Origin of the sequence: Hyphomicrobium sp. 802 (assembly GCF_000526135.1) — a bacterium.
In the GTDB taxonomy this organism is placed as follows: Bacteria; Pseudomonadota; Alphaproteobacteria; order Rhizobiales; family Hyphomicrobiaceae; genus Hyphomicrobium_B.
In genome coordinates this window covers 934,831-957,939 of record NZ_JAFM01000001.1, presented here as the reverse complement: position 1 = coordinate 957,939, position 23,109 = coordinate 934,831, and the positions used below count along the sequence as shown (strand labels likewise).

General features: G+C 60.9%; 25 protein-coding genes and 1 other RNA gene. 6 read left to right on the top strand and 20 right to left on the bottom strand.

Going from position 1 to position 23,109, the window contains the following annotated elements:
• Positions 1 to 78: 78 nt before the first annotated feature.
• Genes HYP802_RS0104810 through mraZ form a run of 4 tightly spaced genes read right to left on the bottom strand, consistent with a single transcriptional unit; the run spans position 79 to position 3,611 of the window.
• Complete coding sequence (locus HYP802_RS0104810) at positions 79 to 1,707, bottom strand: penicillin-binding protein 2 (RefSeq protein WP_024275267.1); 1,629 nt, start codon at positions 1,705 to 1,707, stop codon at positions 79 to 81.
• 38 nt (positions 1,708 to 1,745) lie between these two features.
• Complete coding sequence (gene ftsL / locus HYP802_RS0104805) at positions 1,746 to 2,045, bottom strand: cell division protein FtsL (protein WP_013945973.1); 300 nt, start codon at positions 2,043 to 2,045, stop codon at positions 1,746 to 1,748.
• Positions 2,046 to 2,085: 40 nt separating this feature from the next.
• Positions 2,086 to 3,123, bottom strand: coding sequence for a 16S rRNA (cytosine(1402)-N(4))-methyltransferase RsmH (rsmH, locus tag HYP802_RS0104800; protein WP_013945972.1), 1,038 nt, complete (start codon positions 3,121 to 3,123; stop codon positions 2,086 to 2,088).
• Positions 3,120 to 3,611 (bottom strand): division/cell wall cluster transcriptional repressor MraZ, encoded by a 492-nt coding sequence (mraZ, locus tag HYP802_RS0104795; protein ID WP_013945971.1) that lies wholly within the window; start codon positions 3,609 to 3,611, stop codon positions 3,120 to 3,122. The genes rsmH and mraZ overlap by 4 nt, the downstream gene beginning before the upstream one ends.
• Before the next feature lie 547 nt (positions 3,612 to 4,158).
• On the opposite strand from mraZ, the gene HYP802_RS0104790 reads away from it, so the two are divergent.
• Positions 4,159 to 4,998 carry a DUF2189 domain-containing protein gene (locus HYP802_RS0104790; RefSeq protein WP_013945970.1) on the top strand — a complete coding sequence of 280 codons (840 nt, stop codon included), beginning with the start codon at positions 4,159 to 4,161 and terminating at the stop codon, positions 4,996 to 4,998.
• Between the two features lie 7 nt (positions 4,999 to 5,005).
• Here the strand turns inward: HYP802_RS0104790 and HYP802_RS0104785 are convergent, their stop codons facing one another.
• Positions 5,006 to 5,923, bottom strand: coding sequence for an alpha/beta fold hydrolase (locus HYP802_RS0104785; protein ID WP_013945969.1), 918 nt, complete (start codon positions 5,921 to 5,923; stop codon positions 5,006 to 5,008).
• Between the two features lie 16 nt (positions 5,924 to 5,939).
• The gene (locus HYP802_RS0104780) at positions 5,940 to 6,881 is read right to left on the bottom strand and encodes a helix-turn-helix domain-containing protein (RefSeq protein ID WP_024275265.1); all 942 of its coding nucleotides are present in this window, start codon (positions 6,879 to 6,881) and stop codon (positions 5,940 to 5,942) included.
• A 146-nt stretch (positions 6,882 to 7,027) separates the two neighbouring features.
• Between HYP802_RS0104780 and HYP802_RS0104775 the strand changes: the two genes are divergently transcribed.
• Positions 7,028 to 7,447, top strand: a complete 420-nt coding sequence (locus HYP802_RS0104775) for a hypothetical protein (RefSeq protein WP_155831146.1) — start codon at positions 7,028 to 7,030, stop codon at positions 7,445 to 7,447.
• A 23-nt stretch (positions 7,448 to 7,470) separates the two neighbouring features.
• Here the strand turns inward: HYP802_RS0104775 and rnpB are convergent.
• The 13 genes from rnpB to HYP802_RS0104715 form a co-directional block, all read right to left on the bottom strand.
• Positions 7,471 to 7,908, bottom strand: an RNA gene (rnpB, locus tag HYP802_RS23100) — RNase P RNA component class A.
• A gap of 284 nt (positions 7,909 to 8,192) precedes the next feature.
• Positions 8,193 to 10,415, bottom strand: coding sequence for an ethanolamine ammonia-lyase (locus HYP802_RS22800; RefSeq protein ID WP_013945966.1), 2,223 nt, complete (start codon positions 10,413 to 10,415; stop codon positions 8,193 to 8,195).
• A gap of 242 nt (positions 10,416 to 10,657) precedes the next feature.
• Positions 10,658 to 10,957: a hypothetical protein gene (locus tag HYP802_RS0104765; protein ID WP_013945965.1), complete on the bottom strand. Its 300-nt coding sequence runs from the start codon at positions 10,955 to 10,957 to the stop codon at positions 10,658 to 10,660.
• Positions 10,958 to 11,098: 141 nt separating this feature from the next.
• A complete protein-coding gene (locus HYP802_RS0104760; RefSeq protein WP_013945964.1) occupies positions 11,099 to 11,929 on the bottom strand; it encodes a pentapeptide repeat-containing protein in 831 nt (276 codons plus the stop codon).
• Between the two features lie 126 nt (positions 11,930 to 12,055).
• Entirely contained in the window at positions 12,056 to 13,705 is a 1,650-nt protein-coding gene (locus HYP802_RS0104755) for a phosphoethanolamine--lipid A transferase (RefSeq protein ID WP_013945963.1), read from the bottom strand.
• Between the two features lie 112 nt (positions 13,706 to 13,817).
• Entirely contained in the window at positions 13,818 to 14,588 is a 771-nt protein-coding gene (locus HYP802_RS0104750) for an N-acetylmuramoyl-L-alanine amidase (RefSeq protein ID WP_013945962.1), read from the bottom strand.
• Positions 14,585 to 15,313 carry a DnaJ family molecular chaperone gene (locus HYP802_RS0104745; protein WP_024275264.1) on the bottom strand — a complete coding sequence of 243 codons (729 nt, stop codon included), beginning with the start codon at positions 15,311 to 15,313 and terminating at the stop codon, positions 14,585 to 14,587. Before HYP802_RS0104745 ends, HYP802_RS0104750 begins: the two co-directional genes overlap by 4 nt.
• Before the next feature lie 163 nt (positions 15,314 to 15,476).
• Positions 15,477 to 15,815 (bottom strand): DUF2852 domain-containing protein, encoded by a 339-nt coding sequence (locus HYP802_RS0104740; RefSeq protein WP_013945960.1) that lies wholly within the window; start codon positions 15,813 to 15,815, stop codon positions 15,477 to 15,479.
• A gap of 95 nt (positions 15,816 to 15,910) precedes the next feature.
• A complete protein-coding gene (locus HYP802_RS0104735) occupies positions 15,911 to 16,384 on the bottom strand; it encodes a DUF2852 domain-containing protein (protein WP_024275262.1) in 474 nt (157 codons plus the stop codon).
• A gap of 116 nt (positions 16,385 to 16,500) precedes the next feature.
• On the bottom strand, positions 16,501 to 16,710 hold the full coding sequence (locus HYP802_RS0104730) for a hypothetical protein (RefSeq protein ID WP_013945958.1): 210 nt from the start codon (positions 16,708 to 16,710) through the stop codon (positions 16,501 to 16,503).
• A 161-nt stretch (positions 16,711 to 16,871) separates the two neighbouring features.
• Positions 16,872 to 17,525, bottom strand: coding sequence for a TetR/AcrR family transcriptional regulator (locus HYP802_RS0104725; RefSeq protein WP_013945957.1), 654 nt, complete (start codon positions 17,523 to 17,525; stop codon positions 16,872 to 16,874).
• A gap of 40 nt (positions 17,526 to 17,565) precedes the next feature.
• The gene (locus HYP802_RS0104720) at positions 17,566 to 18,225 is read right to left on the bottom strand and encodes an extensin family protein (protein WP_245261460.1); all 660 of its coding nucleotides are present in this window, start codon (positions 18,223 to 18,225) and stop codon (positions 17,566 to 17,568) included.
• 505 nt (positions 18,226 to 18,730) lie between these two features.
• Positions 18,731 to 19,507, bottom strand: a complete 777-nt coding sequence (locus tag HYP802_RS0104715) for an alpha/beta hydrolase (protein ID WP_024275260.1) — start codon at positions 19,505 to 19,507, stop codon at positions 18,731 to 18,733.
• A 104-nt stretch (positions 19,508 to 19,611) separates the two neighbouring features.
• Between HYP802_RS0104715 and HYP802_RS0104710 the strand changes: the two genes are divergently transcribed.
• From HYP802_RS0104710 to HYP802_RS0104695, 4 genes are all read left to right on the top strand, one after another.
• On the top strand, positions 19,612 to 19,854 hold the full coding sequence (locus tag HYP802_RS0104710; RefSeq protein WP_013945954.1) for a zinc-finger domain-containing protein: 243 nt from the start codon (positions 19,612 to 19,614) through the stop codon (positions 19,852 to 19,854).
• A gap of 25 nt (positions 19,855 to 19,879) precedes the next feature.
• A complete protein-coding gene (locus tag HYP802_RS0104705) occupies positions 19,880 to 21,073 on the top strand; it encodes an FAD-dependent monooxygenase (RefSeq protein WP_024275259.1) in 1,194 nt (397 codons plus the stop codon).
• On the top strand, positions 21,067 to 21,513 hold the full coding sequence (locus HYP802_RS0104700) for an NUDIX domain-containing protein (protein WP_024275258.1): 447 nt from the start codon (positions 21,067 to 21,069) through the stop codon (positions 21,511 to 21,513). Before HYP802_RS0104705 ends, HYP802_RS0104700 begins: the two co-directional genes overlap by 7 nt.
• Before the next feature lie 85 nt (positions 21,514 to 21,598).
• Positions 21,599 to 22,282, top strand: coding sequence for a MarC family protein (locus HYP802_RS0104695; RefSeq protein ID WP_013945951.1), 684 nt, complete (start codon positions 21,599 to 21,601; stop codon positions 22,280 to 22,282).
• Between the two features lie 6 nt (positions 22,283 to 22,288).
• Here HYP802_RS0104695 and HYP802_RS0104690 read toward each other — a convergent pair whose 3' ends face one another.
• Complete coding sequence (locus HYP802_RS0104690) at positions 22,289 to 23,068, bottom strand: gamma-glutamyl-gamma-aminobutyrate hydrolase family protein (RefSeq protein ID WP_024275257.1); 780 nt, start codon at positions 23,066 to 23,068, stop codon at positions 22,289 to 22,291.
• Positions 23,069 to 23,109 lie beyond the last annotated feature (41 nt).

Sequence of the window (23,109 nt, the reverse complement as noted above, 5' to 3'; positions counted from 1 at the left end):
TCCCCCAGTTGCACCGCCCCTTGTCTGGAACGTGATAGGAGGCGCCAGGCGAGCCGTCAAATCTCGCAGCCGTCGCGATCATCGGCTGGCCGTCTGGGTCTCCGGCGCAACGCCCAACTGCGCTGCAATGCGCGCGATGAGTTTGCCGGTGATCGGCGCCGCGTTCCATCCCCCGGTACGATAGCCGTGTGTTTCTTTAAGGCCCTTCGGCTCGAACAGTACGACATACGTCAGGAACTGCGGATCATCTGTCGGAAATGTCGCGAGAAACGACGAAATGACCGAGTTCGACGTGTACCCGCCTTTTGCGGCTACGTCGGCCGTACCCGTCTTACCGCCGACCCGATAGCCCGGGACATCGGCCTTTCCGCCCGTTCCGTCACGATTGACGACGTTGAGACGCATAAGGTGCGCCATCAGCCGCGACGTTGCCGGGCTGACGACGGCCTTGCCGTCTGCCGTCCCCGCATCGAATTTGCGCAGGAATGTCGGATGCACGGTTTTCCCGTCGTTCAGAATGGTCGCGGCGGCGGCGGCGAACTGAAGTGGTGAAACGGCTATGCCGTGCCCGAATGACGTCGTGATCGTCGATATCCGGTTCCAGTGCTGCGGCAGTTGCGGCGCCGCGAGCGGACTTTCCTCGGTTTCCATCTGATCTAAAATACCGAGCTTCTTGAAGAACGCTTCAAGCTTTTCCGGCCCCGCTTCGAGCGCTAGCATGCCGGCGCCGACGTTCGAGGAATGCGTGTAGACCTCGGTCACGGTCAGCGGGCGGCTTGCCGGATGAAAGTCCTTGACGGTGAAGCGTCCCGCTTCGAGCGGCTGGCGCACGTCGAGCAGCGTATCGGGACGCGCCAGACCTTCGTCGAACGCCATCGCCAGCGTCAGCGTCTTGAACACCGAGCCAAGCTCGTATGTACCTGCGGCCGTGCGGTCGATATGCTTCTGATCGAGTGCCTCCATCGGCCAAGACGGATCGACACGCGGCAGCGATGCGCTCGCCAGTATTTCGCCGGTCTTGATATTGAGGACGACACCCGCTGCGCCCTCCGCCTTGTAGTCGCGCACGCCGTCGTCAAGCTCGTCTTCGAGGGCATGCTGCACCCCGATGTCGAGCGACAGGCGCACGGGCGGGCGGCTCGACAGCACCGCCGAATGCACGGGATCGACGCCGACTTTCTGGTCAATATAGCGTTCGATACCCGAGACGCCGCGATTGTCGACGTCGGTATAGCCGAGCACATGACCGGCCATCATGCCGCCGGGATAGGCGCGTTTCAGCTCATATCGGAAGGCGATACCCGGCAGACCGAGATCGTGCACCTTCTGCGCGATGCCCGGCGAAACGCCCCGCCGCACCCAAAGAAATCGCCGCGATTTATCGGCAAGATCGCGAAAGAGCTGGTCGCCGTCGAGATCAGGCAGCACGGTCCGTAGCTTTTCGACGACTTCGTCGCGATCGATCACGAGCCCAGGGTCAGCAAAGATCGACGGCGCTTCGAGGTCGGTCGCAAGCAGACGGCCATTGCGGTCGACGATATCCGGACGGCTGAAGCTCGTTGCCGCGACGGGCTCGGAAATAGCGAGCGTGATGTCGGTATGCCGTGACGCCGCCAACACCAGAAGCTGGCCCGCGACACCCGCAAAGGCCGCGATCAGCACGCCGTAAACGACGCGCTCCGAACCTCGGCGCGAACCACGCATCATGATCTCTGAACGCCCCCCAGCCACGACCAACCGTCCCTCTATTGTCCGCCGGAAGTGTTCGCTCGTCCGCTGAGTTGGGACACTTGGCCCTCGCCCTCGAATTGTTCGGGCTTCGGCGGACCTAGTCCGAGTTGCCGCGCAAGCCCATCAATCCGGTCGGGGCGCGAGAGCGTGCCACGTTCCGCCTTGAGCACGGCGATATCGCTGCGTGCCTGGTCGGCGTAACGTTCCTTCTCCTGAACCTCGGCTTCGAGGCGGCGGGTATCGTAGTTCAAGGCATAAAGAAGCAGCGCACTCGACACTGCAAAAAAGAAAGCTGCAATATTCAAGAGACGCATTTTGAAACAGTTCCCGTTGAGCTTGAAATCAAGCTGCGCATTATCGCCGGTGCTGGGAGAGGCCCGTCGCGCCCGTATCTAAAGGCCATGCCGCTGCGTCTAAGCGGATGGCTGCCCGCAAACGTGCGGACCGGGAACGGGGGTTCACTTCCAATTCACCTTTAGAAGGTGTTAACGGGCGCGAGTTAACAAGTCGGAAACTTGGATCGGCAGATTTTATCAATTCCGGCGGCTGATGCCGCGACGCACCAGCAGTCTTGCCGCTGCGCTCGGTCAGAAACTTTTTGACGATGCGATCTTCCAGGCTGTGAAAGCTGACGACAACGAGCCGTCCGCCGGGCTTCAAAATGCGCTCTGCTGCCGCCAATCCGGTTGTCAGCTCGCCGAGCTCGTCATTGACGAAAATCCGCAATGCCTGAAACGTCCGTGTAGCCGGATGACGACCGTCGACTTTCCGGCCATGAAAAACCCGTGACACCACATCGGCGAGTTCGAGCGTACGCGAGAACGGCGCATCCACGCGTCTTTTGACGATCGCCCGCGCAATGGCGCGTGAGCGATGCTCCTCGCCGAACTCGTAGATGACGTTTGCGATGTCTTCCTCATCCGCAGTGTTGAGGAAATCGGCGGCACTCATACCCGACGACGACATGCGCATGTCGAGCGGGCCATCCGACTGGAATGAGAACCCGCGCTCCGCATCGTCGAGCTGCATCGAGGAAACGCCGATATCAAGCACGACACCATCGACCTGCTGTCCCGGCAGCTCGGCGCCGACAGCGTCTTCCATCTGGCTGAAAGGCGTCTCGATGATCTTCAGCCGTCTGCCGAATTGCGCAATAAGCGGCGCTGCACCGCGAATGGCGTTAGGATCGCGATCGAGCGCGAGAACGGAGCAGTCGGCTTTTTCGAGGATGGCGCGCGTATATCCGCCTGCGCCGAACGTGCCGTCAATATAGGTTTCGCCCGCCTTTGGCGCGAGCGTCTCCAGCACTTCCGAGATCAGCACGGGAATGTGGCGCGGATGCTTGTCAGCTGGCCCCAGCGAGGCTCCCTCTGCCCCGCCACCGCGCGTCATTCCCGTGCTCCCTCGTTGCCGTTGTCATCCGACGAACGGCCACCCGCTGCAAAAAGTTTGCGCGTCACTTGGACTTTGCTGCGCGCTTCCTTGCGGCGTTCTTCGAAGGCTTTGGGCTCCCACATCTGGAACTTGTCACCAAGGCCAACAAACGTGACGGCGGTTGCCAGGTTGGCGTGCTCGCGAAGGCCTTCAGGAAGGACGATGCGGCCGTCGCCATCGATCGAGAGAACCTGGACGTCGCCGTAGAGTGCGACAGAGAGCTCGTCTCGCTCATCCGAATAGTCCGGCAAGCCCGCGAGAAGCCCGTCGATTTTCTTTGCAAGTCTTTCGCCGCCTGCATCGAGAGCAGAAGCATCGAGCGAGGGGTAGCAGTAGAGGCCGCCGGCGTAACCGTCACGCTCAAGGACGGCGCGAAACGAGGCTGGAACGGAAACGCGCCCTTTTGAGTCGATCTTGTTTGTGAATGTCGAGACAAAGCGGTCCATCCCCCAGCTACGATTTCCGTCCTCCTACTCACTTACTTGGCCCTGACGACTCCGCTTCGCGGAGCCGGCCGTCAGGACCGGACCTAAAAACTCGGCCGCCGCGGCCGGGATGCTCCATTTCGGGCGGCCGTCGCGGAACGCCTGTCGCCCGAAACAATCAAGAAAGGGGCCGTGGCGGTCGCTCAGATTTGGGCCCTCTAACCAAATCGGCGCCCAGCCACGGTGTCCTGCCCGGTGCGGACGGGCATATATGGGATCGCATGGGAATTGATGGTCGTCAACGGAATATTAAGGATATTTCGTGGTGAGAACTGGAATTGTTACCCCTGATCCACAGCCCGCTGCCGACGCGCCTCTCGGGCGGCCTTCGCGGTCCGCTGCAAGCTTCTGAAAACCTGGAAATTTTCTGAAACGCGCAAACGCGGTCACGGAGACCTGATTGGTCGCGGCGCACGCGGGGGCGCATGATCTGCACCAGCGCAAAGCGGGGCACACGTCAGCCGGTGCCGAGGCGGATGAGCCGTCGGCACCCATAAGGAGGTGCACCATGGCGAATCTCACGCGACCGACGCCGTCCCATCCTCATTCCGACATCGAACTTCGTTGGCCCGCGTCCGTTCTGTGGCGCGACGGTGATCCGGCAGTCCGCTCAATCACGACGGCAGACGTCTGGCAGTCGCTGCGCGAGGGCATCGATGATTTCCGCGCGATGCCGACGCACGTCGTCTTCGCCTGCATCATCTATCCGGTCGTCGGCATCATCCTCGCGCGACTGATCTTCGGTTATGAGCTGTTGCATCTGATCTACCCGATGGCGGCAGGCTTCGCGCTGCTCGGACCGTTCGTCGCCATCGGCCTTTATGAATTGAGCCGACGCCGCGAGCAGGGCCTCGACGTATCTCCCGCCCGCGCGCTCGACGTACTGCATCGGCCCGGCATCGACTCGATCTTCACGCTCGGCGCTTTCCTGGCGCTGCTGTTCGTCGGCTGGCTCTACGTCGCGAACATGATGTACACGCAGATCATAGGCGGCACGCCGACGTCGCTGTCGGACTTCGTCAATCAGGTCATGACGACCGATAAGGGACGGCAATTGATGTTCGCCGGCAATCTCGTCGGCTTTCTCTTTGCCCTGTTTGTGCTGGCAATCAGCGTTGTGTCGTTCCCGCTGCTCGTCGATCGCGATGTGGGCGTCGGCGCGGCCATCCGAACGTCCGTTCGCGCCACGCTGGAAAACCCCATTCCGGTGGCGCTGTGGGGCCTGATCGTTGCAGTCGGTCTCGTTTTGGGTGCACTGCCGTTCCTGTTCGGACTTGCCATCGTGCTCCCGATCCTGGGCCACGCGACTTGGCACCTCTATCGCAAGCTCGTTGTGACGAGTCCGTGATGCACCCTCAGTGCTTGCGCACGAAATCCGCGAGCACAGGAAGAAGCTGAGGATCGAGCGGCAAAAACGAATTGCCGTACGTCGCGAAATTTTGCGCGCGATCCTCAGGCGCTTCCTTCAAGATGTGGTTCATGCCCGAAATCACGACCAGACGAGCCGACGGCAATGCTGTTGAAAGCTGGTGCGCGTCATCGAGAAACACCTGCAGATCGGTGCTACCCTGGACGATAAGGACCGGGCACGTCACCGCCGAAAGTTCGGCCGCCGGATCAAGCGGCATCCACGACATCAGATACCCTTGAACCCGCGGCTGATAGAGCGCCACGAGTTCAGCCGGAACGTTCGGAACGGCGACACCGTGTTCCAATCGCTCCGTAATCTGCTTTGAAATGCCCTGTAGCTTTGGCGAAACACCTGCGCTCGCGAGTTGCCGCGCCAAAACATCAGCAATCGGCCTCCCTGCGCCCTCAAGCAAGATAAGCCCCGTGACACGCGTTTTCTTCGCCGCGAGCGTGCCGACAAGCGCGCCTTCGCTGTGCCCGAGAATGAACAGCTTCGAGACGTCAGGCCGGTTGCGCAAAAAGTCGAGCCACGAGATTGCGTCATCGACATATGTGCCAAAGCGCAGGTCTTCGACGCGCGGACCGGCGGCATAACTTTCACCCACACCGCGCTTGTCGATCCGAAGCGAGCTGATGCCGAGATCGGCGAACCCCCGCGCCACAAGCTTGAGACTGTCGGTATCCATTCCAGGCGCATTGCCGTCGCGATCCACAGGACCGGAGCCCGGCAAGATCAGCACCATCGGCCCAGGCTTGCCGCCGGTCGCCGGGATCAGAGAACCGGCAAGGCCCTTGTGGACAATGTCCTGTTCCGTCCAAGCCATTGCGGGAAATGATATCGCCGTGAATGCCGCAACGGTCATAATCGCGCGCTTCGCCCTAGGTAGCAACGAAAGGCTGACGTGTACGACGAGAGCGATACTCCTTCGGAGAGTGACCATAGCGCGCGCGAAATGCGCGGCTAAAATGGCTGAGATCATTGAACCCATAGGAATATGCGATCTCACCAATCGACAGGTTGTCATAGTAGGCATCGCTCAGCATTTCCCTACAGCCGGCCAAACGCTCGCCGATTATAAACCGCCCCAGCGATGTATTTTCCTCCGCTAGAAGGCGGTTGGCATGTCGAACGCTGATACCTGCCGAACGCGCGGCAAGTGTGGGACAGAAATCAGGATCGCGAATGTGCCTTCGTATCGCCTGCTTCAAGCGTGAACGCATCGCAGCATGGCCGTTCGCAAGCTGAAAAGCGTCGCCCCGCTCGCTTCCGAGCGATAATGCCAATAGATCGACGACATGCTCTGCAACGCCCTCTGCGGTGGCTTTATCCAATTCAGAAACTCTTTTCGGCAACATACGCGCCAGCTCCAGGAAGAGACTGGCAACTCCATGTTCTCCGTCTACTGCTCTAGCCACGAACGGCGAAACCGGCCCGAGACGACCGACGATCTCGCTGCGCGGAAATTGCAGGCAAATAAGCCGCGTATCGTCGGACATGCGCAGGACGTAAGGTCGAGAGCTATCGTAAAGGGCAAAATCACCAGCATTTAGCACAGCCTCGTGGCCGTCCTGTATGAGCTGCGTCTTTCCTTTGATTTGGATGGAAACCAAGAGGTCATCTTCACTGCCCTTGGTGATCTGCCGTCGTGAGCGCTGAGCCTCGATGGCATCGCTTTCCGCTTCTACGACGCGAAGCCAACCGAGAGTGTCATAAAGCATCTTGGCCTTGAAGCAATCTCGCACTGTCGAATTGCAATCGAGCTTTACGAAGACATCGCAAACGAGATCGCTCCAATAAGCGAACCCATCTTTTGCAGCCACGCGATCCGTTGAAAAGGATCCCCTCATCCCAACCCCCGACGCTGGCCGCCGTGGCCAAGACTTTTGTCCCGATTAGTCAAGCGACTGCGCTGACGATTGTCTATGTAAATTCGCGAAAACAGTGGAAAATCGGAGCCAAGAAAGCCGTGCCAACACAATTCCTGTTGCTGACTGCAAGCCTATGTCTCGTCGTGGCCCTTCTTCAGGCTTGGCTACTCGTCGCCGTCTTCTCATCCGACGACAGCCCGATGCTCAAACTTATCCCCGGGCGCCATGATCTGCTGAAGTCTCATATCGACTATCTGATGATGGCGCAGTTCCAGTTCATCTTTTTCATGCTGTTTCGCACGCTTGAAATCATACCGCCGGCATGGATGACGGCCTTCATTTGCATCGGCTCTTTTTTCAACCCGTTTGCATTCTTCGTTCGGGCGCTCCGGCCGAGCTACCTGAAATCGCCACCGATCGCTTTCACGGCGATGATCACGTTGAGCTGTATTTTGACGACGGTCGGATATGGCGCGGCAGCCTGGTTCGCGGCAAAAGAGGCACTTTCGGCTCTCTAATCGCGAAGCATGCAAAAGAATAAAATACCAGCCGGCCTGTAAGCCGGGTTCTGTTTGGAGGATTGCGCCTCCGCGACGACCATTCATCTGGGACGCCTGTCGCCAAGCGCCTCGTGCAATCAACCCGGGCAGGTAGCGTGAGAACGCGCCTTGCGTCTGCGGTTTCCCGCTCCGCGCGCCCACCCCTATTTGATCTTGCTCCCGGTGGGGTTTGCCCTGCCGCTTCTGTTGCCAGAAGCGCGGTGCGCTCTTACCGCACCTTTTCACCCTTACCGCCGAGCCCGGAGGCGCGGAGGCGGTATGTTCTCTGTGGCACTTTCCCTGGGGTCGCCCCCGGCGGCCGTTAGCCGCCACCGTGTTCTCTGGGAGCCCGGACTTTCCTCCACCGGACGCTTTGCTCGCGAGCCTTTAGAGCCCGTTTCGCCTCAACGATATCCGGCAGCGGCCGTCCGGCCGGCTGGTATGGCGAGATAAGCGATCTGCAGAGCGAAACGTCAAGGGGGGTCGGATTGCCTCCGTTTGGCGACAGGCAAGCGCGGAACAGGTGAGAGACGGCCGGAGATCCAGCGCAAGACTCGTCGGAGACGCAAGACTGAGCCATCGGCAGCTTCACGTTGGATCCCCGAACGCGCTCGCGATGCTCGCCGCGTTCGAGGATGACAAGGCACGTGATCTACGACTTGCCGACAAGTCCGCGTCTTGCGGCCGGCTCCCCGCAGGGAGTCTCGCAAGGCGCAATCAAGAATTAAGCCCCCATAGCCATACGCATGTTGTGCGAACGATCATGAATCGCCCGCTCCAGCCGGTTGCCCGCGGCCTTCGTCGTCAAAATCTGATTGACGCGCTCGGCGATCTGTACGGCGGCTTCGCTCGGCGGCAAGCCGCCCGCATAGATGTTCGAGATCACCGTGTATTCGTAGCGCACGTCCGGGTTGCCGCTGAACTGCGCCGCCGCTTTCTTCGCATCATCGTCGAGACGATACGCGATGTAAGCCGACATGCTGCGCGAGGCGAGCGCGTCGCCGCCCGGCCGCTCCCCGATGAGATTGATCACAAGCTTCGGCTGTAACGCGTCGCCCAGCGCTTCCGCCAGTTTCACCCGGCCATACGGCGCGAGGATCGGCTTGCCGGCTGAAATGCTCTGCTCCTTCAAGCCGTCAAGCAAAGCGGGCAACAGGTCCGGAATGTTGTGATGCACGGCTTCCGCACTCAACCCGTCCGACACGATGATCTGTACGTCGACGCTTTCCGGTGCGAGTTCCGCGATCATCTCGTCCGCAGGCTTTGCGCCGCGATCCGGATGCGAGAGGTGGATCTCCTTGCTCTCGGCCGACGTCTTCACGCGGCGGAAGTCAATGCCGGCAAGGCGTTCCGGCGTGACCTCGGCATAGATCGCTTCGCGCGCCGCCGCGAGGTTGGCCTTGATCGCGCGCGACACCTGCTCGCTCGGTCGCGGACCGGCACTCTCGAACCCGTAAGCCGCCGGCAGGTTCTTGCGCAGCCGCTCGAACTCGTCCTCCGAGCAGAAGATTTTCGGATTGCCCCAGTTCGGCCCGCGCTCGATCTCGCCGTCTTCGTTGCGTACGAAGATGCCGCGCGAAATCGTCCACTCGAGAAACTCGGGCGCAGGCGTCAGGTCGTGCACTTCGCGCATCGTCTGGTCGTCGTGCCCGCAGGTATCGAAATAGGCGAGCATGCGATCAATCGAGAGATAGACGTCCATGAAGTAGTTGGCGCCCGCAGCCGTCAGCAACTCGGCTGCGATCTGCTGACCTTCCATCGTGATCTCGGAATGCAGCGTGTAGCAGGGCGCCATGCCCATCGGCAGGCCGAGCAGCTTGCCCATGAAATGATCCTGCAGGTTCGACACGATCATCTCGAAGTTCGAGCGGTGCGTCTCCGGCCCGATGAAGCCCGTCACGTTGTTGACCATGAACGGATCGTAGCGGCGCGCCAGCCCATAGCAGAGCGCTTCCGTCGTCGTCATGTCGATGTCGTTGTGTTTGCCGTAGGTCAGCTCGCTGCCCTGTCCGGTCTCGAAATACATGAACTGGTCGGCTTCGCCCGCAAGCGGCCCATGCTTCGCCATCGTCGTATAGGCTTGGTCGAGTACGTCGGCCGTGCAGTCGAACTCTTCGATGAGCGTGCGATCCGTGCCGGCCAGCGACTGGAACATGATTTCGACCGGCGCCCCGCTTTCAAGGCACGCGAGCTGCGTCTTGACGTGGGAGAGCACGCAGATCTGCGTCGGCGCGCCCGTTTCGCGGCGCAGCTTGTCGAGATGCTTCAGCGCCTTCGTGATGTTCTCGACCGTGTCGATTGCCGGATTGAGCCCGAGCAGCGCATCGCCCGAGCCCATCGACAGGCCCGTATAGACCAGCGCCGACATGGCATCGAGATCGTCGGTCGGGTGGTTGGGTTGCAGACGCGACGACAATGTGCCGGGCGCGCCAACGAGCGTCCGCGCCTTGCCGGACCGCTTCAATTTCTTCGCCGCATAGACAAGCTCATGCACGTCCATGAGCTTGGCGATGGCCGCCGCCATGACGCCCGTCAGCGCCCCGCCGATGCGCTTGGCTTCCGCCGACTTCGCGCGCAGCAGCATGTTTTTGACATCGCCGAGCGTCTTCGGCGCCAGCTCCGCGAAGGTCGCAAGATCGATATCGTAGTTGATCCGCATGACTGAATCGACCTGACCTTCATCGTCGGTCAGCGGCCGGTCGTAGAGATGTTGCAGCGTGAGACCTGAAAGGATCGTCCGCGCAGCTTCGCGCTCGACGTCGTCCTTCGCTGCCAGCCCACAATTGCGATCGCCCGCCTTGTCGAAGTCGGCCGCGCCGAGCAGCGCCTTCAGACCGCGGAAGCTATAGGTCTTGTCGAAAAGCGAAAGCTGATAAAGCTCGTCCGGCTGCGGCTCCGGAACGTCGATCTGCCGCCAAGGCTTTAGCTCGATCCTCGGTTCGCCCATGTCACCGCCCTCATTGCTCTCATCTGGCCGGTTCGGAACACGCGACGCTCACGCCGCTAAAGGCGTCGTCAACGCATGTGCGGCCGACTGAGCACATCATAAACGAAGTTCGTGAGGCGCAAGTCAAGTTCCTATTAGTCAAATCTGGCAACTGCCGGAAAAGACGTCTGGATGCCTATTGGGGCAGCGAAGAACAGGACACACCCTGTCATCCTCGGGACCAGCCGAGAACGAAAGTGCCTCTACTGCCGCAGTGCCGCCGCGCGCCGGGCAACTTCGGTCGGGCTCACCTCGCCCGCGTCGACCAGGGCGTTGAAGCAGCGTTCCGATAGCCGCTTGCCGACCGAGCGCATACACTGGCGAACTTCGGGGCTGTCCGAAGCGAACTGGCTGCAATAGGCATAGTAATCGCGCGAGCAGGCCAGCTTGACGTGCAGGCTGACCGCTTCAGCGCCGGTCGCCCAGACGGAAGCCACTGCGAAAAATCCAACCGCAAACGATGCACATGGACGCAAACGGACAACTCCGCTTAGCTTCGACATTTCAGCACCCTGGTTTGGGATGAGGTGTTAACAGCCTGACAATAAACCCTTTAACAAAGGTTAATAGCAGTTTGTGATTTGTTTAAAGATGGTCCGATGTCTAGCCGACGCCAGCCTGACGTCGCGACAACTGAACATCGCTTATCTGACGGCGCGATCAAGATTGACGGCCTGATCGAGACCTTTGGCCTGAGCAATGCCGATCGCCCCAACAAAATTGGCGCCGTCGAGATCGGCGCGCGTAAAGTCGGCACCGGTGATGTCCGCACCTGAGAAATCCGCTCGCGACAGGTCCGCGTCAGTGAAGTCCGTGCCTTTCAGATTGGCCCCGTTGAACCGGGCAAACCACAGCACGGCTCGCGTCATGTTGGCGTCTTCGAGCCGGGCCCCTGAGAAATCGCAATACTTGAGAACGTTGCGATACGTCGTGGCAAGCGTTCCCTCCCCGGGCCGACCTTCGAGCGGATAGAAGTTGGCATGAAACAGGTTCGCACCGCGGAAGTCGGCACCCGACAGTTCCGCCTGAACATGAACGTCCGTGAGATTGGCGCCGGTGAAGCGCGGCGCATCCTGTGTGTTCGACGACAGATCCGCGTAGATCGTCGGCCTCAAAATCGTTGCGCCCGTGAGGTTAGCGCCGGAAAGATCGGCTCGCATCAGCACGGAGCGGTCAAGGCGCGTATGCGAGAGATCGGCACCCTTCAGATTAGCACCGGTGAAGTCCGTGCCGTAAAAATCCGAATGCGCCAGGTTGGCCGCTTTGAAATTAAGTTCCGACAGATCGAGATAAACGAGAAACTTGCCGGAGAGATCGGGGCGGATCCCCGGCTTCGCCTGGAAGAGCAGCGTCGTGACGGCTCGCGCGCTCATGTCCGGGTGTTCCGGAACCGGGCCGAGCGGCTGTTCAGCCCACGCTACCATCGGGCCGCAGATCACAGCCAGAAAAGACAACGCGGCCAGAATTCGAACCATGCTCAAACCTTCCAAGCGCCTTTACACGCCAATCATGCATGAGTCCGAATAACCCGGGGATATCATTTTCGTCGCGCCTGGGTGGTGAAATCGTCGCGTCGCAACCTGTCGCGCTACGTTATCTCATTATGGCGTGAGCTGCCCATAAGCCTTACGTGTGCGGTTGCGGCAGCCCGCGAATAGATCGAGCGCCGGATCGTAAACGCGCGTCTTTACGTTCATGATCCCCAGCGCCGAATGAAAAAGATTGTCGTGACTTACGCGCGCGCTCGCGTGCGCCATCATGCAAGACTGATCGATGCCGCGTGCTTCACGCAGCGTCGGGGAAAGCCACACCACCATCGGCACATGGATTTGCGCTTCCGGCGCCAACGCATAGGGCATGCCGTGAAGGTACATGCCGTGCTCGCCGAGGCTCTCTCCGTGATCGGACACATAAAGCATTCCGGCATCGACGCCGCGGCTTTGCGCATCTGCAAGCACCCCGATAAGCCGCGCCAAGACGTGATCGGTATAGACGAGCGTATTGTCGTAAGCATTGACGATCGTCTGCAGCTCGCACCGGCTGAACTGCGCGTCTTTGCAAGCCGGCGTGAATGTCTCGTATTGCGGCGGATAGCGCCGCCAGTACGCAGGACCGTGACTGCCCATCATGTGCAGCACGATGACCTCGTTGTGCTGCATCTTCTCGATGCGTTCCTTGAGACCATCGACGAGAATATCGTCGTAGTTTTCGGTGCTCGGAAAGAACGTCGGAACTTTGTGTCCGGTCAGAGTTTCGGTTTCGATGCGTGCGCAGACGCCCTTACAGCCGGCTTGATTTTCACGCCACAGGACATTCACGCCCGCTCGCTTCAAGACATCCAGAAGGTTCTGGCGCGTCTCTGCCTTTGCATTGGTGAAGCCGTCGTGGCCGTAGCCTGAAAACATGCACGGCACCGACTGGGCGGTATCGGTCCCGCACGAATAAGCATGCGGATAATTGATGAGGTCCGGCACCTTGGAAAGTTCCGGATTGGTCGGTCGCGCGTAACCGTTTAGCGCAAAATGATCTGCACGCGCAGTTTCACCGACGACGATTACGAACAGCGACTTGCGCGCCGGATTCGACGCTGCCGCCTGATACGCATCATCACCGTAAGGTGCGGCCACCTTGACCTGCTTACGCCCTTCCCGCCGCCAATACGTCGTAACCGCTGAGATGTAGTTCAGCGGCGTCAGCGTCATCTTCAGTTCGCGATGCTCGCGGCCGAGCGAAAGAATGTTGCCTAGGAACGGCAGCACCACCGCGACGCAGATGACAGAAGCCACCGTCGCGTATTTGAGTTTCGCCAGCGTTTCATCGCGCCACGACCGCTCCATCCACGGCACGAGCCAGAATAGAACGCCGGGCACAACCCCGAGAAATACGACGTACCCGATGAGCTTCCACGTGACGAGATCGCCCGACTCTCCCCTGTCCGTCTCAAAGATATTTCGCACCATGTGCGCATCAATGAGGATGCCATACTCGCCCATAAAATACGCGGCCGCCGCAGTGACCGGCAGCAGAACGAGAACGAGCACACGCAGCAATGGCTTCAGCGAAACGGCAAGCAGCACAAGATACGCGATGACAATAGTCGCGACACCAACTGCGCCAACGAACGCCCAATCGCTGAACCGATGCGGCGCAACGAGGATCAGAAATTTGTTCCAGAACGGCCGGTTCAGAACCAGCGCGACGTAGACGGCAACGATAAGCGCCAGAATTTCCGGCCGCCGCGGCTTAAACACCTGTCTGCCCTGCTTCGGTTGTTTGTGCCGAGTTTCGCCGAGCCCCCGGCCGGCGAGATGCGCTGCAATCCGTCAGCACACCCTCGGCATCAACATCACCGCTGACGTTGCGTCAAGCAGCAGCCGGCTTCGACGATGCCGCAACAAGGCGTTCGAGCGTGCCTTCGGTCGAACGATCGAGCCGCCCGTCCACGCGGCGAGGCCTGAAATGCAGTTGAAAAGCCTTGAGAACCTTTTCCGTATCGGCGTCCAGTACGCCACTGGTGTCGATGCCATATCCGTAGGCGGCAAGATTTCTCTGTGCATTGAGAACACGCGGACCTTCGGCGCCAAGCTCCAGCCCCGGATCGTCGGCCCGAACGGGCAACGGCCGCACCCACAGCCCCAGACCTTCCCGCGCCATCAAAAGCCAATTGAACTTCTCGCCCGGATCGATCTTCCGCCCTGGCGCCACATCCGAATGCGCCAGAATGTTTTCAGGCCGGATATGATTTCTGCGAACAATATCCTTCGACAGTGCAATGACGGACCGCATCTGCGCTGCGGGAAAATCGGGATAGCCGTTCTGATGTCCGGGATTGTGGATCTCGATCCCGATCGAGTGCGAATTGATGTCTGTTTCGCCTCTCCAATTGGAGACGCCCGCGTGCCACGCCCGGAATTCTTCCGGCACGAGCTGTGTCACGACACCATGCTCGTCCACGACGTAATGGCAGGACACGCCGCTTTCCGGCCGCGATAGCCAGTCGATCGCTTTCGCAGCCGACGCCATGCCGGTGTAATGCAGAACGAGCAGCGACGGCTTTACGCCGCCGCGTCGCGGCTCCCGATTGTGGGCCGCACAAACCGCATGCGTCAGCGGCGTATCCGACTCGAAGGTCACGGAGTGGGTTCCAGCTCGCGCACCGCCCGCTGACCACGCTCTTCGAGAATGGCTTCGTAAGCTGCCGTGATCGCTGCCAGCCGCCGTTCGGCCCCGGCAAGAAACTCCGGCGGTACACCCTTCGAAACGAGCGCATCGGGGTGGTGGCCTTTGACCAGCTCGCGATACCGCGCCTTGAGCTCGGCATCCGAAGCCAGCGGCGAAACGTGCAGCACCTCGTACGGGCTATCGGCATCGAAGACGAAGCCGCGGCGCACGCAGCGGAACTCGCCCTTGCTCAAGCCGAAGATCTCAGCGACCCGCTCAAGGTACTTGTCTTCGTCGGGGTGCAAAACGCCGTCCGCGCTCGCGATATGGAAGAGGCTTTCAAGCACCGAGACCTTGATCTCGGGCTGGCCTTCGAGAATGTGCGCGATCTGCGACGCATACGTCTCGTATCCGGCCACGTCCCGGCTCGCGAGCTCATAGAGCTTGCGTACGTGCGCGCACTCGCTTTCCGGCACCTGGAACTGGCGCTTGAACGCTTCCGCCTCAATTGGCAGCGAAACGCCGTCCGCCTTGCTCATCTTGGCCGCCAGCGCCACGACCGCGATCGTGAATGCGACGCGTGACTGTCCAGGCGTCTGCGTACCCTCGAAGCCGAACGCCTCCTTGAGGTGCTCGAGCGCCGAGCGCAAGCCGCCACCATACGCAACAACAGCGTTTTTCAAAAATTGCCAGGCCATGATCGTCCGTGATTTTTCGCCTCGAACAAGCCCGTCCGCCGTGACGGCCATAGCGTTCAGCATAGCCGAGCCGGTACGGTAACTCCCCTAAAATATCAGCAACATGGGCGGAAAATGGGGAATTTCTGCTATGCAGACGGGGCGCGTCGCCACGCCCCGGTCGTCAGGCCGCTGGCCCGTTTTCTGCACGCCGCGATTTAAGAAACGCCTCGAACGCCGCGGCGTCGGCCGCCCGCCGCAACCCATCGAGATACTTGCGGAATTCCTCCGCCTCAGCTTCGAGCTTCCGCAAAGTCGCGCGCCGATAATCATCGAACGCCTCATTTCCGAAACGCGCCGGCCGTGTTGCCTCCGGCCTCTCCATTTTGCGAGAGGCGCTGCCGCACCGCCGCTGGCGGAACACTTTCATCAAAATCACCGCTGCAAACGCCAGGAAGAGAAAGCCGACAACGTGAAACAGAACGAAAAACGGCAAGAAGATCAGATGGTGAAGATAAAACATCGAGTCCGCTCCGCGTAGTTGGGCACACCGAATGAAAAGCCGGAAAAGATGAAGCAGGGCGGCCACGACAGCCGCCCTGCCTTATGTCTTGGAAATCAAGTCGTGGGACTGGTACCGGGTTCCTGTCCAGGTTCCGGACGATCGCGCCTTTCAGCCATGAACTGGTCGAACTCGGACTTGTCCTTGGCCTGCCGTAAACGCTCCAGAAATTCCCGGAATTCGCGCTCTTCGTCTTCGAGCCGTTTCAGCGTTGCTTCGCGATAATCATCGAAGGCCTTGTTACCGCTGGAATAACCGCCGCCTCTATGGCCATCGCCTCTAGGTCCATGGCCGAAGGCGCCGAATTTCTCTTCCATTCGGCATCGCGCCCGCTCGAAACGTTCCGCCATCCGATTTTCCCAGCGTTCGCGACCCCGACCACCGTGCCATCCGCAGTTCATGCGTCCACTCCAAAGCATATAGGTCAGGATGACAGCCCCAACCGGCCAGAAGACGATGAACCCCAGAACCGTCGCGGCAAGCCACGCGGGCCTGCCGAAGTCATCGAGCGTCTGCACCACTTGCGTCATTGCCACCCTCTCCTCATTCAGGATGTAAATGTATTTTACATTCACATACGTGGGACGGCAAGGGGTGAGTTCAAGGGCTAGCCGCAGCTATCGAGTAAAAAAGGTTCGCGACAGGCTCACCGCCCGCCGCGCATCCGCTTCATCACTTCGATGGCGATCTCGTTCTTGAACGCATAGGGATCGACCACGACCCCCAGGATCGTCTGGCAATGCGGGCAAACGTAGCTCGCCCCGCTGAAGGTGTTGCCCGCCATGTTGGTGATGCCGATCTGCTCGGCGCGAACGTTGCCAACGACGTTTTGACATTTCGGGCATTTGCCGGGCATTGCGAACTCCTGAAGACGTTTTCAAAAATCGCATTCAAAAAATCAGACACGTCTGAGAAACGAGGATCAAACGATGGCGATTCAGCCGTTACCGAGTATGCGGATCATCGCGGGAGCGGCAATGATCCCAAGGGGGAAACCGCGCAGCTTTAAGCGGGCTATCAACCGCTGTTTGCTTTTCTAACGCCCAGTCCGTCGAGATAGATCAGGACGGCAGCGTCGAGCAGGTCTTCGGGCGTCATCGGGATGGGCCGGCGCGCCTCGTCGCCACGGGCAAAGAGCGAGGCAATCCCGTGCGCCTCGGCCCAAATGTGAAGCGCCATCATCATCACCGGCGGCCGCTTGGCCTCCGGCATCGTCGCGACCAGCGCCGCACATCCGTCCTTCAGCACATCAAACGCCCGCTCACCTGCGACATGCAGATCAGGAAAAGCGGCGAACGAAAGACCTGATTCGAACATCGCCGAATATTGCGCCGGTTCCTGCCGCGCGAAATCGAGATATGCCTTGCCAACACGCTCGAATGCCTTGAACGGATCAGGCGCACCGCCCGCCCAGGCTTGCCGGAGCTTGGCTTCGAACTGCTCGAACGCATGCCGCGCGACATCTGCCATCAGCGCGTCGCGGTCGCGATAATGCCGATAGGGTGCCGCGGGGCTTACACCAGCCGCCCGCGCCGCTTCGGCAAACGTGAATCCGGACGGCCCCTTTGCCGCGATCAAATCAAGCGCCGCCTTCATCAAGGCTTCGCGCAAGTTGCCGTGGTGGTAGCCGCGCCGGTGGCCACGCGGTGGCGGATCGTGATCCCAAGTCATGGGGCGCTTCTAGCGGATTTGCGCGCGCTCTGCACGCGGCCTACTTGCAGATATGCATCAACCCGTCGCGGCCGTGGTGCGCCAAGTCGAGATGGAAATGATTGCTGTGCAGGCTGTTGTAGTTCGGACCGAGCACTGTCGTGAAATAAGCGCACGATCCGTCATGCACGACCCGCAAAAAGTCTTGCTCGGCCCGCGACCCATTCCAGCCGCGCTGGACACTGATCGTCGTGCCGTCCGCGAGCGTGAAACCGCCGATATCGACGGCGTTCGCGTAGGCATGCTCCGAGATCATCGCTCCTTCGACATTGTTCATTGGCCGGCAGGAATAAGAGGCGAGCACTTTGATGCCGACAAGCTCCTGCCGGAATTGATAACGCGCCGCCGGTTCGACGACTTCCTTCACCCAGCGGTCGAGTTGCGGGATCATCGGACAGCGCAATGCCGCCGGCGGATTGAACGCGACCCGACCATTGTCTGCAGCCGACATCTCAAATGGTTCGACAGCGCCGCAAACGCTAGGACCACCCAGCGCCGAGCGCGCCCGCACGAATGCCGTCTGCCGCACCACGCCGGATGCCAGACAGGCACGCTCTTCCGGCGTGCGCCACGGATCATCTCGGACTTGAAAGCTCGGTCCCGTCGTTCCGCAGCCCCAAAGCAGACCGAGCCCCGAAAGCATCAGGACGGCCGTGGGCACAAGAACTCGGATACGACGCGGAACCATGACGGCGAGTAAGCGGCGTTAACGTTAACGGCCGGTTAAGGAAGTGTGAGATCCACCCGGAAAACAGTTATATCGCTGGCTTTTCAGACGGATTTTGGCCGCGGGCTTGACGATGAAAAGACCGACTGCGGCGGTCCGGAGGCGGCGCCGTCATGTGGCGGTCAAGTCGCACAAAGTTGCAGCGCCAAAGTTATCCACAATTAAAGCCGCGCCGACACACGCCTGAAATCGCCGCGTCATCGAGCAAGGCTATTTCGCAAGCGCTCCCGGAGGCGCTATCGGGCTCGAACTCGTATCGCGTGCGAGACCGGAATGAGTGCCGTCCCCGCGTCTTCGATCGGACTAGTACCGCGTACCGGTCCGAAGACGCACCATCGGGACAGATAAGCGCTTGCCGAAGCCACCCGCTTCGGTAGGAGCGTGTGCCCTGAGGACCTTCGAATCGGCCTAAGCGATCAATCCCCCGTGCCGGTCCGGTTCATCGGTCCCCAGGGCCACCGTTTCCCTCGAAAAATGCCAGCGCCTCGGCCTTGAACGATCTGTCGCCGACGGCCCGATTGTGATCCTTGCCCGGAATTGTATAGGCCCTCGCACCGGGAATGAGCTTGGCAAGCTCCTCCGCCGATCCGCCAATGACGTCCTCGTCTCCCACGGCAACCAGTACCGGAACCGAGATTTCCCCGATCATCTCCGCCGTGATTGGCGCGCGCGACGACCGTATGCACGCCGCCAGCGCCCGCAGATCGCTCTTCGTCTGCTCGGCAAAAGCGCGGAACGTTCGCGCCGTCGGGTTAGTCACGTCCGCGATGCTCGGCGCTTCGAGCGCCCGCGCGATGGGACCGGTCCCGGCCATTCCACGCACCATGTTGATGCCAAGTCCGCCGAACACGACGCGCGCTACCCGATCGGCATGCGTCAACGCCAGAAACGCAGAAATCCGCGCGCCCATCGAATATCCGATGACGTTCGCTGTCCCCACGCCGACATGGTCCAGCAACCGCCGCGCATCTTCCGCCATCAACGGCGCACCATAATCGACAAGCTCGTAAAGCTTCTGGCTTCCCCCATGACCGCGGTTATCAAGCGCGATGACGCGATATCCGGCGCGCGTCAGAAATGTCACCCAGCCGGTGTTGACCCAGTTGGTCTCAACGTTCGACGCAAAGCCATGGATGAGCAGAACCGGGGGTTTGTCGCCGCCGCCTCCGGTGTCGAGAAATGCGATGTCGACCCCGTCGCTGTCGAAATGGTCCATGCTGCCGCACTCAATTGCCCGAAAGTTTTTTTATGTCCCCTACCATCCCCGCCGCCACGAGGATATGGTGCGGCCAAACATCTCCCATCGCGGAAGGATGAAGCATGGCCGGAGCCGTAATCCCGCACTTCGCCAACGACGTTGGCGCCGAGCGAATCTTTGTCGGCGTGAAAGAGTTCAACTGCATGGGTGCCCGGCCGCCCTTTGATCATCCGCACGTCTACCTCGACATGGGACAGGACAATCAGATCCTGTGCCCCTACTGCTCGACGCTGTACATCTACGATCCGCGCCTGAAAGCGACCGAGAGCGATCCCAAAGATAGCCTCGTCGCAGATGCAGCTTGAACTCTAGACACGTTTCGGAATTCGCGTGACCGGCTCCCAACGCCTGAGCGCCCTGATCGCAGGTGGCGGCATCGGCGGCCTCGCGACCGCCCTCGCGCTCGCCCAGCGCGGCATCGACGTTCGCGTTTGTGAGCGCCGCGCTGAATTTCCCGAAGAAGGCGCTGGCATCCAGATCGGCCCCAATGGGACGCGCATTCTGCAGCAGCTCGGCGTCGCGGAATTTCTGGAAAACAAGGTCGCGAGCCCCGACACGCTCATCGTCCATGACGGCGCGTCTGGCCGCGAGCTGACGCGTTTGCCCCTCGGTTCCTGGCTCGCCAAGCGCCATGGTGCACCATACTGGACCGCGCATCGCCGCGATTTGCATTCCGCACTGCGAACGCGCGCCGAAAGCGAGCCGCGCATCACGCTCTCGCGCGCGACTGAAATTACCTCTTGCCGTGACGAACCGAATGGCATCGCCGCGGTCGATGCATCAGGCGAAGTGTTAAGCGCTTCGCTTCTCGTCGCGGCAGACGGGCTGTGGTCCACGCTCCGCCGCAGCATCGCAGGCGAATCGGCCGTTCCGACGCCTGTCGGAAAAACCGCCTTTCGCAGTGTCACGACAGCAGAAAACATGCCGTCCGAACTTGCGCGCAACGCCGTCCATATCTGGCTGTCGCCGGGCGCACACGCCGTGCACTACCCCGTCACCGGCGGACGCGACATCGCCATCGTCGTCATCGCCGACGACCCGACGTTGAGCGAGGGCTGGGACGCCCCTGCCGCCACCGACGCCGTCAAAGACAAAATGCAATCCTTCGCGCCGTCGCTTCGGTCGCTGGCGAACAGCACGCAGACCTGGCGGCAATGGTCGCTCTATCGTCTGCCGCCCCTCACACATTGGACGTCGGGCCGCGCGGCACTGCTCGGCGATGCCGCGCATCCGATGCTGCCGTTTCTCGCGCAAGGCGCCGTCATGGCGCTCGAAGACGCGATCGCGCTGGCGTCGTGCATCGCGGCTTCAAATAGTGAACTCGAACACGCGCTTCAGAACTACGAACAAGTCCGCCGCCCGCGCATCAGCAAAGTTGTCGAGGCTTCCATCCGCAACGGGCGCATCTATCATATGCATGGCCCAACAGCGCTCGCCCGCAACGCGGTCATGAAGCTGCGGCCGCCCGAGAGCGTCATGGCAGGCTTCGATTGGCTCTACGGCTGGACCTCAAAATCATGCTGAGCCGCCTGAAATCTTTTCTCGCGCGACGCGCCGATATCGTCACGCTCGGCGCTCAAGGCCTGATCGTCGACGACGCTTCGCGCGTGCTTCTCATTCGCCACGGCTATCGTCCCGGATGGCACTTTCCTGGCGGCGGCATCGAGCATGGCGAAGACGTCGAAACCGCGCTCGCACGAGAGGTGCTGGAGGAAACCGGCATTACCATCACCGCACCGCCGCGTCTGATCGGCATCTATTCCCACTTCGATGATTACCCCGGCGATCACATCATTCTTTTTCTTATTCGTCATTGGCAGCGCGCCGTCATGCCCGAAGCCAACGCCGAAATCGCCGAACAGCGTTTCTGCGCCCTCGACGATCTGCCGGAACGGCTGTCGCCCGGCACGAACCGGCGGCTGAAGGAAGTTTTCGGCGGAACAGAACAATCACTCACGTGGTAGTCCGTTCGGCCGCACTATCGCGCCAACGCTTTCAAGGCTAGAAGATCGTCCTTCGATCCACCCGGGGGTCCCTTAAGCGAAATCCATGGCTTACCTCAGCGGCATCATCACGAGTTTTCTCGTTGCCTTTCCCGCCTTGTTCTCGATCGTCAATCCGCTCGGCGGCGCGCTGATCTACAGCCAGATCACGCTCGGTCGCCCGCATCCCGAACGTGTCTCATTGGCGTGGCGTGTCGCGACCTATGCTGCCATCGTCATGCTCGTCTCGCTGCTCGTCGGCGCAACGTTGATGAGCTTTTTCGGCGTCGGCATCGATGCTCTACGCGTCGCGGGTGGCACCGTCGTCGCTGTCTCCGGCTGGCGCATGCTCTACAATCCGCAAGAGACCGAAGACCGCAAGCAGGACCATGCGTCCGGCACCAACAGGGCCGCCGCATGGGGCAGCGACGTTGCGTTCTTTCCGTTGACCATGCCGTTCACCACGGGACCCGGCACGATCTCGGTTGCGATTGCGTTGAGCGCCAACCGGCCACGCGAAGCCGCCGAGCTTCTACCGTTTTTCGCTGGCACCTGCGGGGCAGCTATCGCCGTCGCGCTGACAGTGGGCGCCTGCTACGCCTACGCCGACCGCCTTGTCTCACTGCTTGGCCCCGGCCGTGCTCGCATCTTGACGCGTCTCTCAGCGTTTCTGCTGCTCTGCATCGGCGTGCAAATTCTGATGACCGGCATCCAGGGCGCTCTGCAGGCGACCCTCACCTCAGTTCATTGAGGACCGTCAGCCCGCCTGCCGCGCCATCTCGGCGACGCGCTCGGCGGCTTCCTGCATCGTCGCGCCTCTGAGCAGCAATCCGAACCACGCGAAAAGCTCGCGCGAGTTGGCATTGTCCGCGACACGCCATTCCGGATGCCATTGCACCGCCAGGATGCGCTCCCCCGACTTCGGTCGGATACCCTCGACGACGCCGTCAGGACTTGTCGCCTCGACGGCGAGCTTGCTGCCGAGATCGCGAATGCCCTGAAAGTGCACCGAATTGACGGTGATCGACGGCGCGCCCATCACGCGTTCCAGCACGCCCTCGGGCGCCAGATCAACTTGATGCTCAAACGCGAACATATCCGCAAACGCCACGTCAGGCGCCGCATGGTGAACCTGCTCGCGTCCGGCGGCACCGAGGTCCGGCCTGAGCGTCGCGCCATAGGCAACCGCGACTTCCTGAAAGCCGCGGCAGATGCCGAGCACCGGCCGGTTCTGCTCAGCCGATTCCGCGATCAGCCGAAACGACATCGCATCGCGGCCGGGATCGAACGGCCCTTCACCTGCATCAGCGCTGCCATAGAGCTTCGGCGCGACGTTCGACGGGCTTCCCGTCAGCATGACGCCGTCCAGACGACTAAGGATCGAAGTCGCATCCATGATGTCCGGCAGCGACGGCACCAGCACGAGATCCGCCTCCATAAAAGGCGCGACCTTGAGATACCGCTCGGCAACGCCCTGAAAAGGATCCGCTGGGTTGCGCTGGCAGCAAATGACACCGACGAGAGGGCGCTTGGACATGGAATGGAACCTTGAAGGATGGCGCGATGTGCCGCCCATAT

Excerpts from the sequence above, each read along its gene's own strand:
- HYP802_RS0104760 (WP_013945964.1), bottom strand. The coding sequence starts at position 11,929 with ATGGTTCGAATTCTGGCCGCGTTGTCTTTTCTGGCTGTGATCTGCGGC.
- HYP802_RS0104690 (WP_024275257.1), bottom strand. The coding sequence starts at position 23,068 with ATGTCCAAGCGCCCTCTCGTCGGTGTCATTTGCTGCCAGCGCAACCCA.
- HYP802_RS0104695 (WP_013945951.1), top strand. The coding sequence starts at position 21,599 with ATGGCTTACCTCAGCGGCATCATCACGAGTTTTCTCGTTGCCTTTCCC.
- HYP802_RS0104715 (WP_024275260.1), bottom strand. The coding sequence starts at position 19,507 with ATGGACCATTTCGACAGCGACGGGGTCGACATCGCATTTCTCGACACC.
- rsmH (WP_013945972.1), bottom strand. The coding sequence starts at position 3,123 with ATGACGCGCGGTGGCGGGGCAGAGGGAGCCTCGCTGGGGCCAGCTGAC.
- HYP802_RS0104730 (WP_013945958.1), bottom strand. The coding sequence starts at position 16,710 with ATGCCCGGCAAATGCCCGAAATGTCAAAACGTCGTTGGCAACGTTCGC.
- HYP802_RS0104765 (WP_013945965.1), bottom strand. The coding sequence starts at position 10,957 with ATGTCGAAGCTAAGCGGAGTTGTCCGTTTGCGTCCATGTGCATCGTTT.
- HYP802_RS0104725 (WP_013945957.1), bottom strand. The coding sequence starts at position 17,525 with ATGACTTGGGATCACGATCCGCCACCGCGTGGCCACCGGCGCGGCTAC.
- HYP802_RS0104700 (WP_024275258.1), top strand. The coding sequence starts at position 21,067 with ATGCTGAGCCGCCTGAAATCTTTTCTCGCGCGACGCGCCGATATCGTC.
- HYP802_RS0104785 (WP_013945969.1), bottom strand. The coding sequence starts at position 5,923 with ATGACCGTTGCGGCATTCACGGCGATATCATTTCCCGCAATGGCTTGG.
- HYP802_RS0104735 (WP_024275262.1), bottom strand. The coding sequence starts at position 16,384 with ATGACGCAAGTGGTGCAGACGCTCGATGACTTCGGCAGGCCCGCGTGG.
- HYP802_RS0104710 (WP_013945954.1), top strand. The coding sequence starts at position 19,612 with ATGGCCGGAGCCGTAATCCCGCACTTCGCCAACGACGTTGGCGCCGAG.
- mraZ (WP_013945971.1), bottom strand. The coding sequence starts at position 3,611 with ATGGACCGCTTTGTCTCGACATTCACAAACAAGATCGACTCAAAAGGG.
- HYP802_RS0104745 (WP_024275264.1), bottom strand. The coding sequence starts at position 15,313 with ATGGCCTGGCAATTTTTGAAAAACGCTGTTGTTGCGTATGGTGGCGGC.
- HYP802_RS0104790 (WP_013945970.1), top strand. The coding sequence starts at position 4,159 with ATGGCGAATCTCACGCGACCGACGCCGTCCCATCCTCATTCCGACATC.
- HYP802_RS0104810 (WP_024275267.1), bottom strand. The coding sequence starts at position 1,707 with ATGATGCGTGGTTCGCGCCGAGGTTCGGAGCGCGTCGTTTACGGCGTG.
- HYP802_RS0104740 (WP_013945960.1), bottom strand. The coding sequence starts at position 15,815 with ATGTTTTATCTTCACCATCTGATCTTCTTGCCGTTTTTCGTTCTGTTT.
- HYP802_RS22800 (WP_013945966.1), bottom strand. The coding sequence starts at position 10,415 with ATGGGCGAACCGAGGATCGAGCTAAAGCCTTGGCGGCAGATCGACGTT.
- ftsL (WP_013945973.1), bottom strand. The coding sequence starts at position 2,045 with ATGCGTCTCTTGAATATTGCAGCTTTCTTTTTTGCAGTGTCGAGTGCG.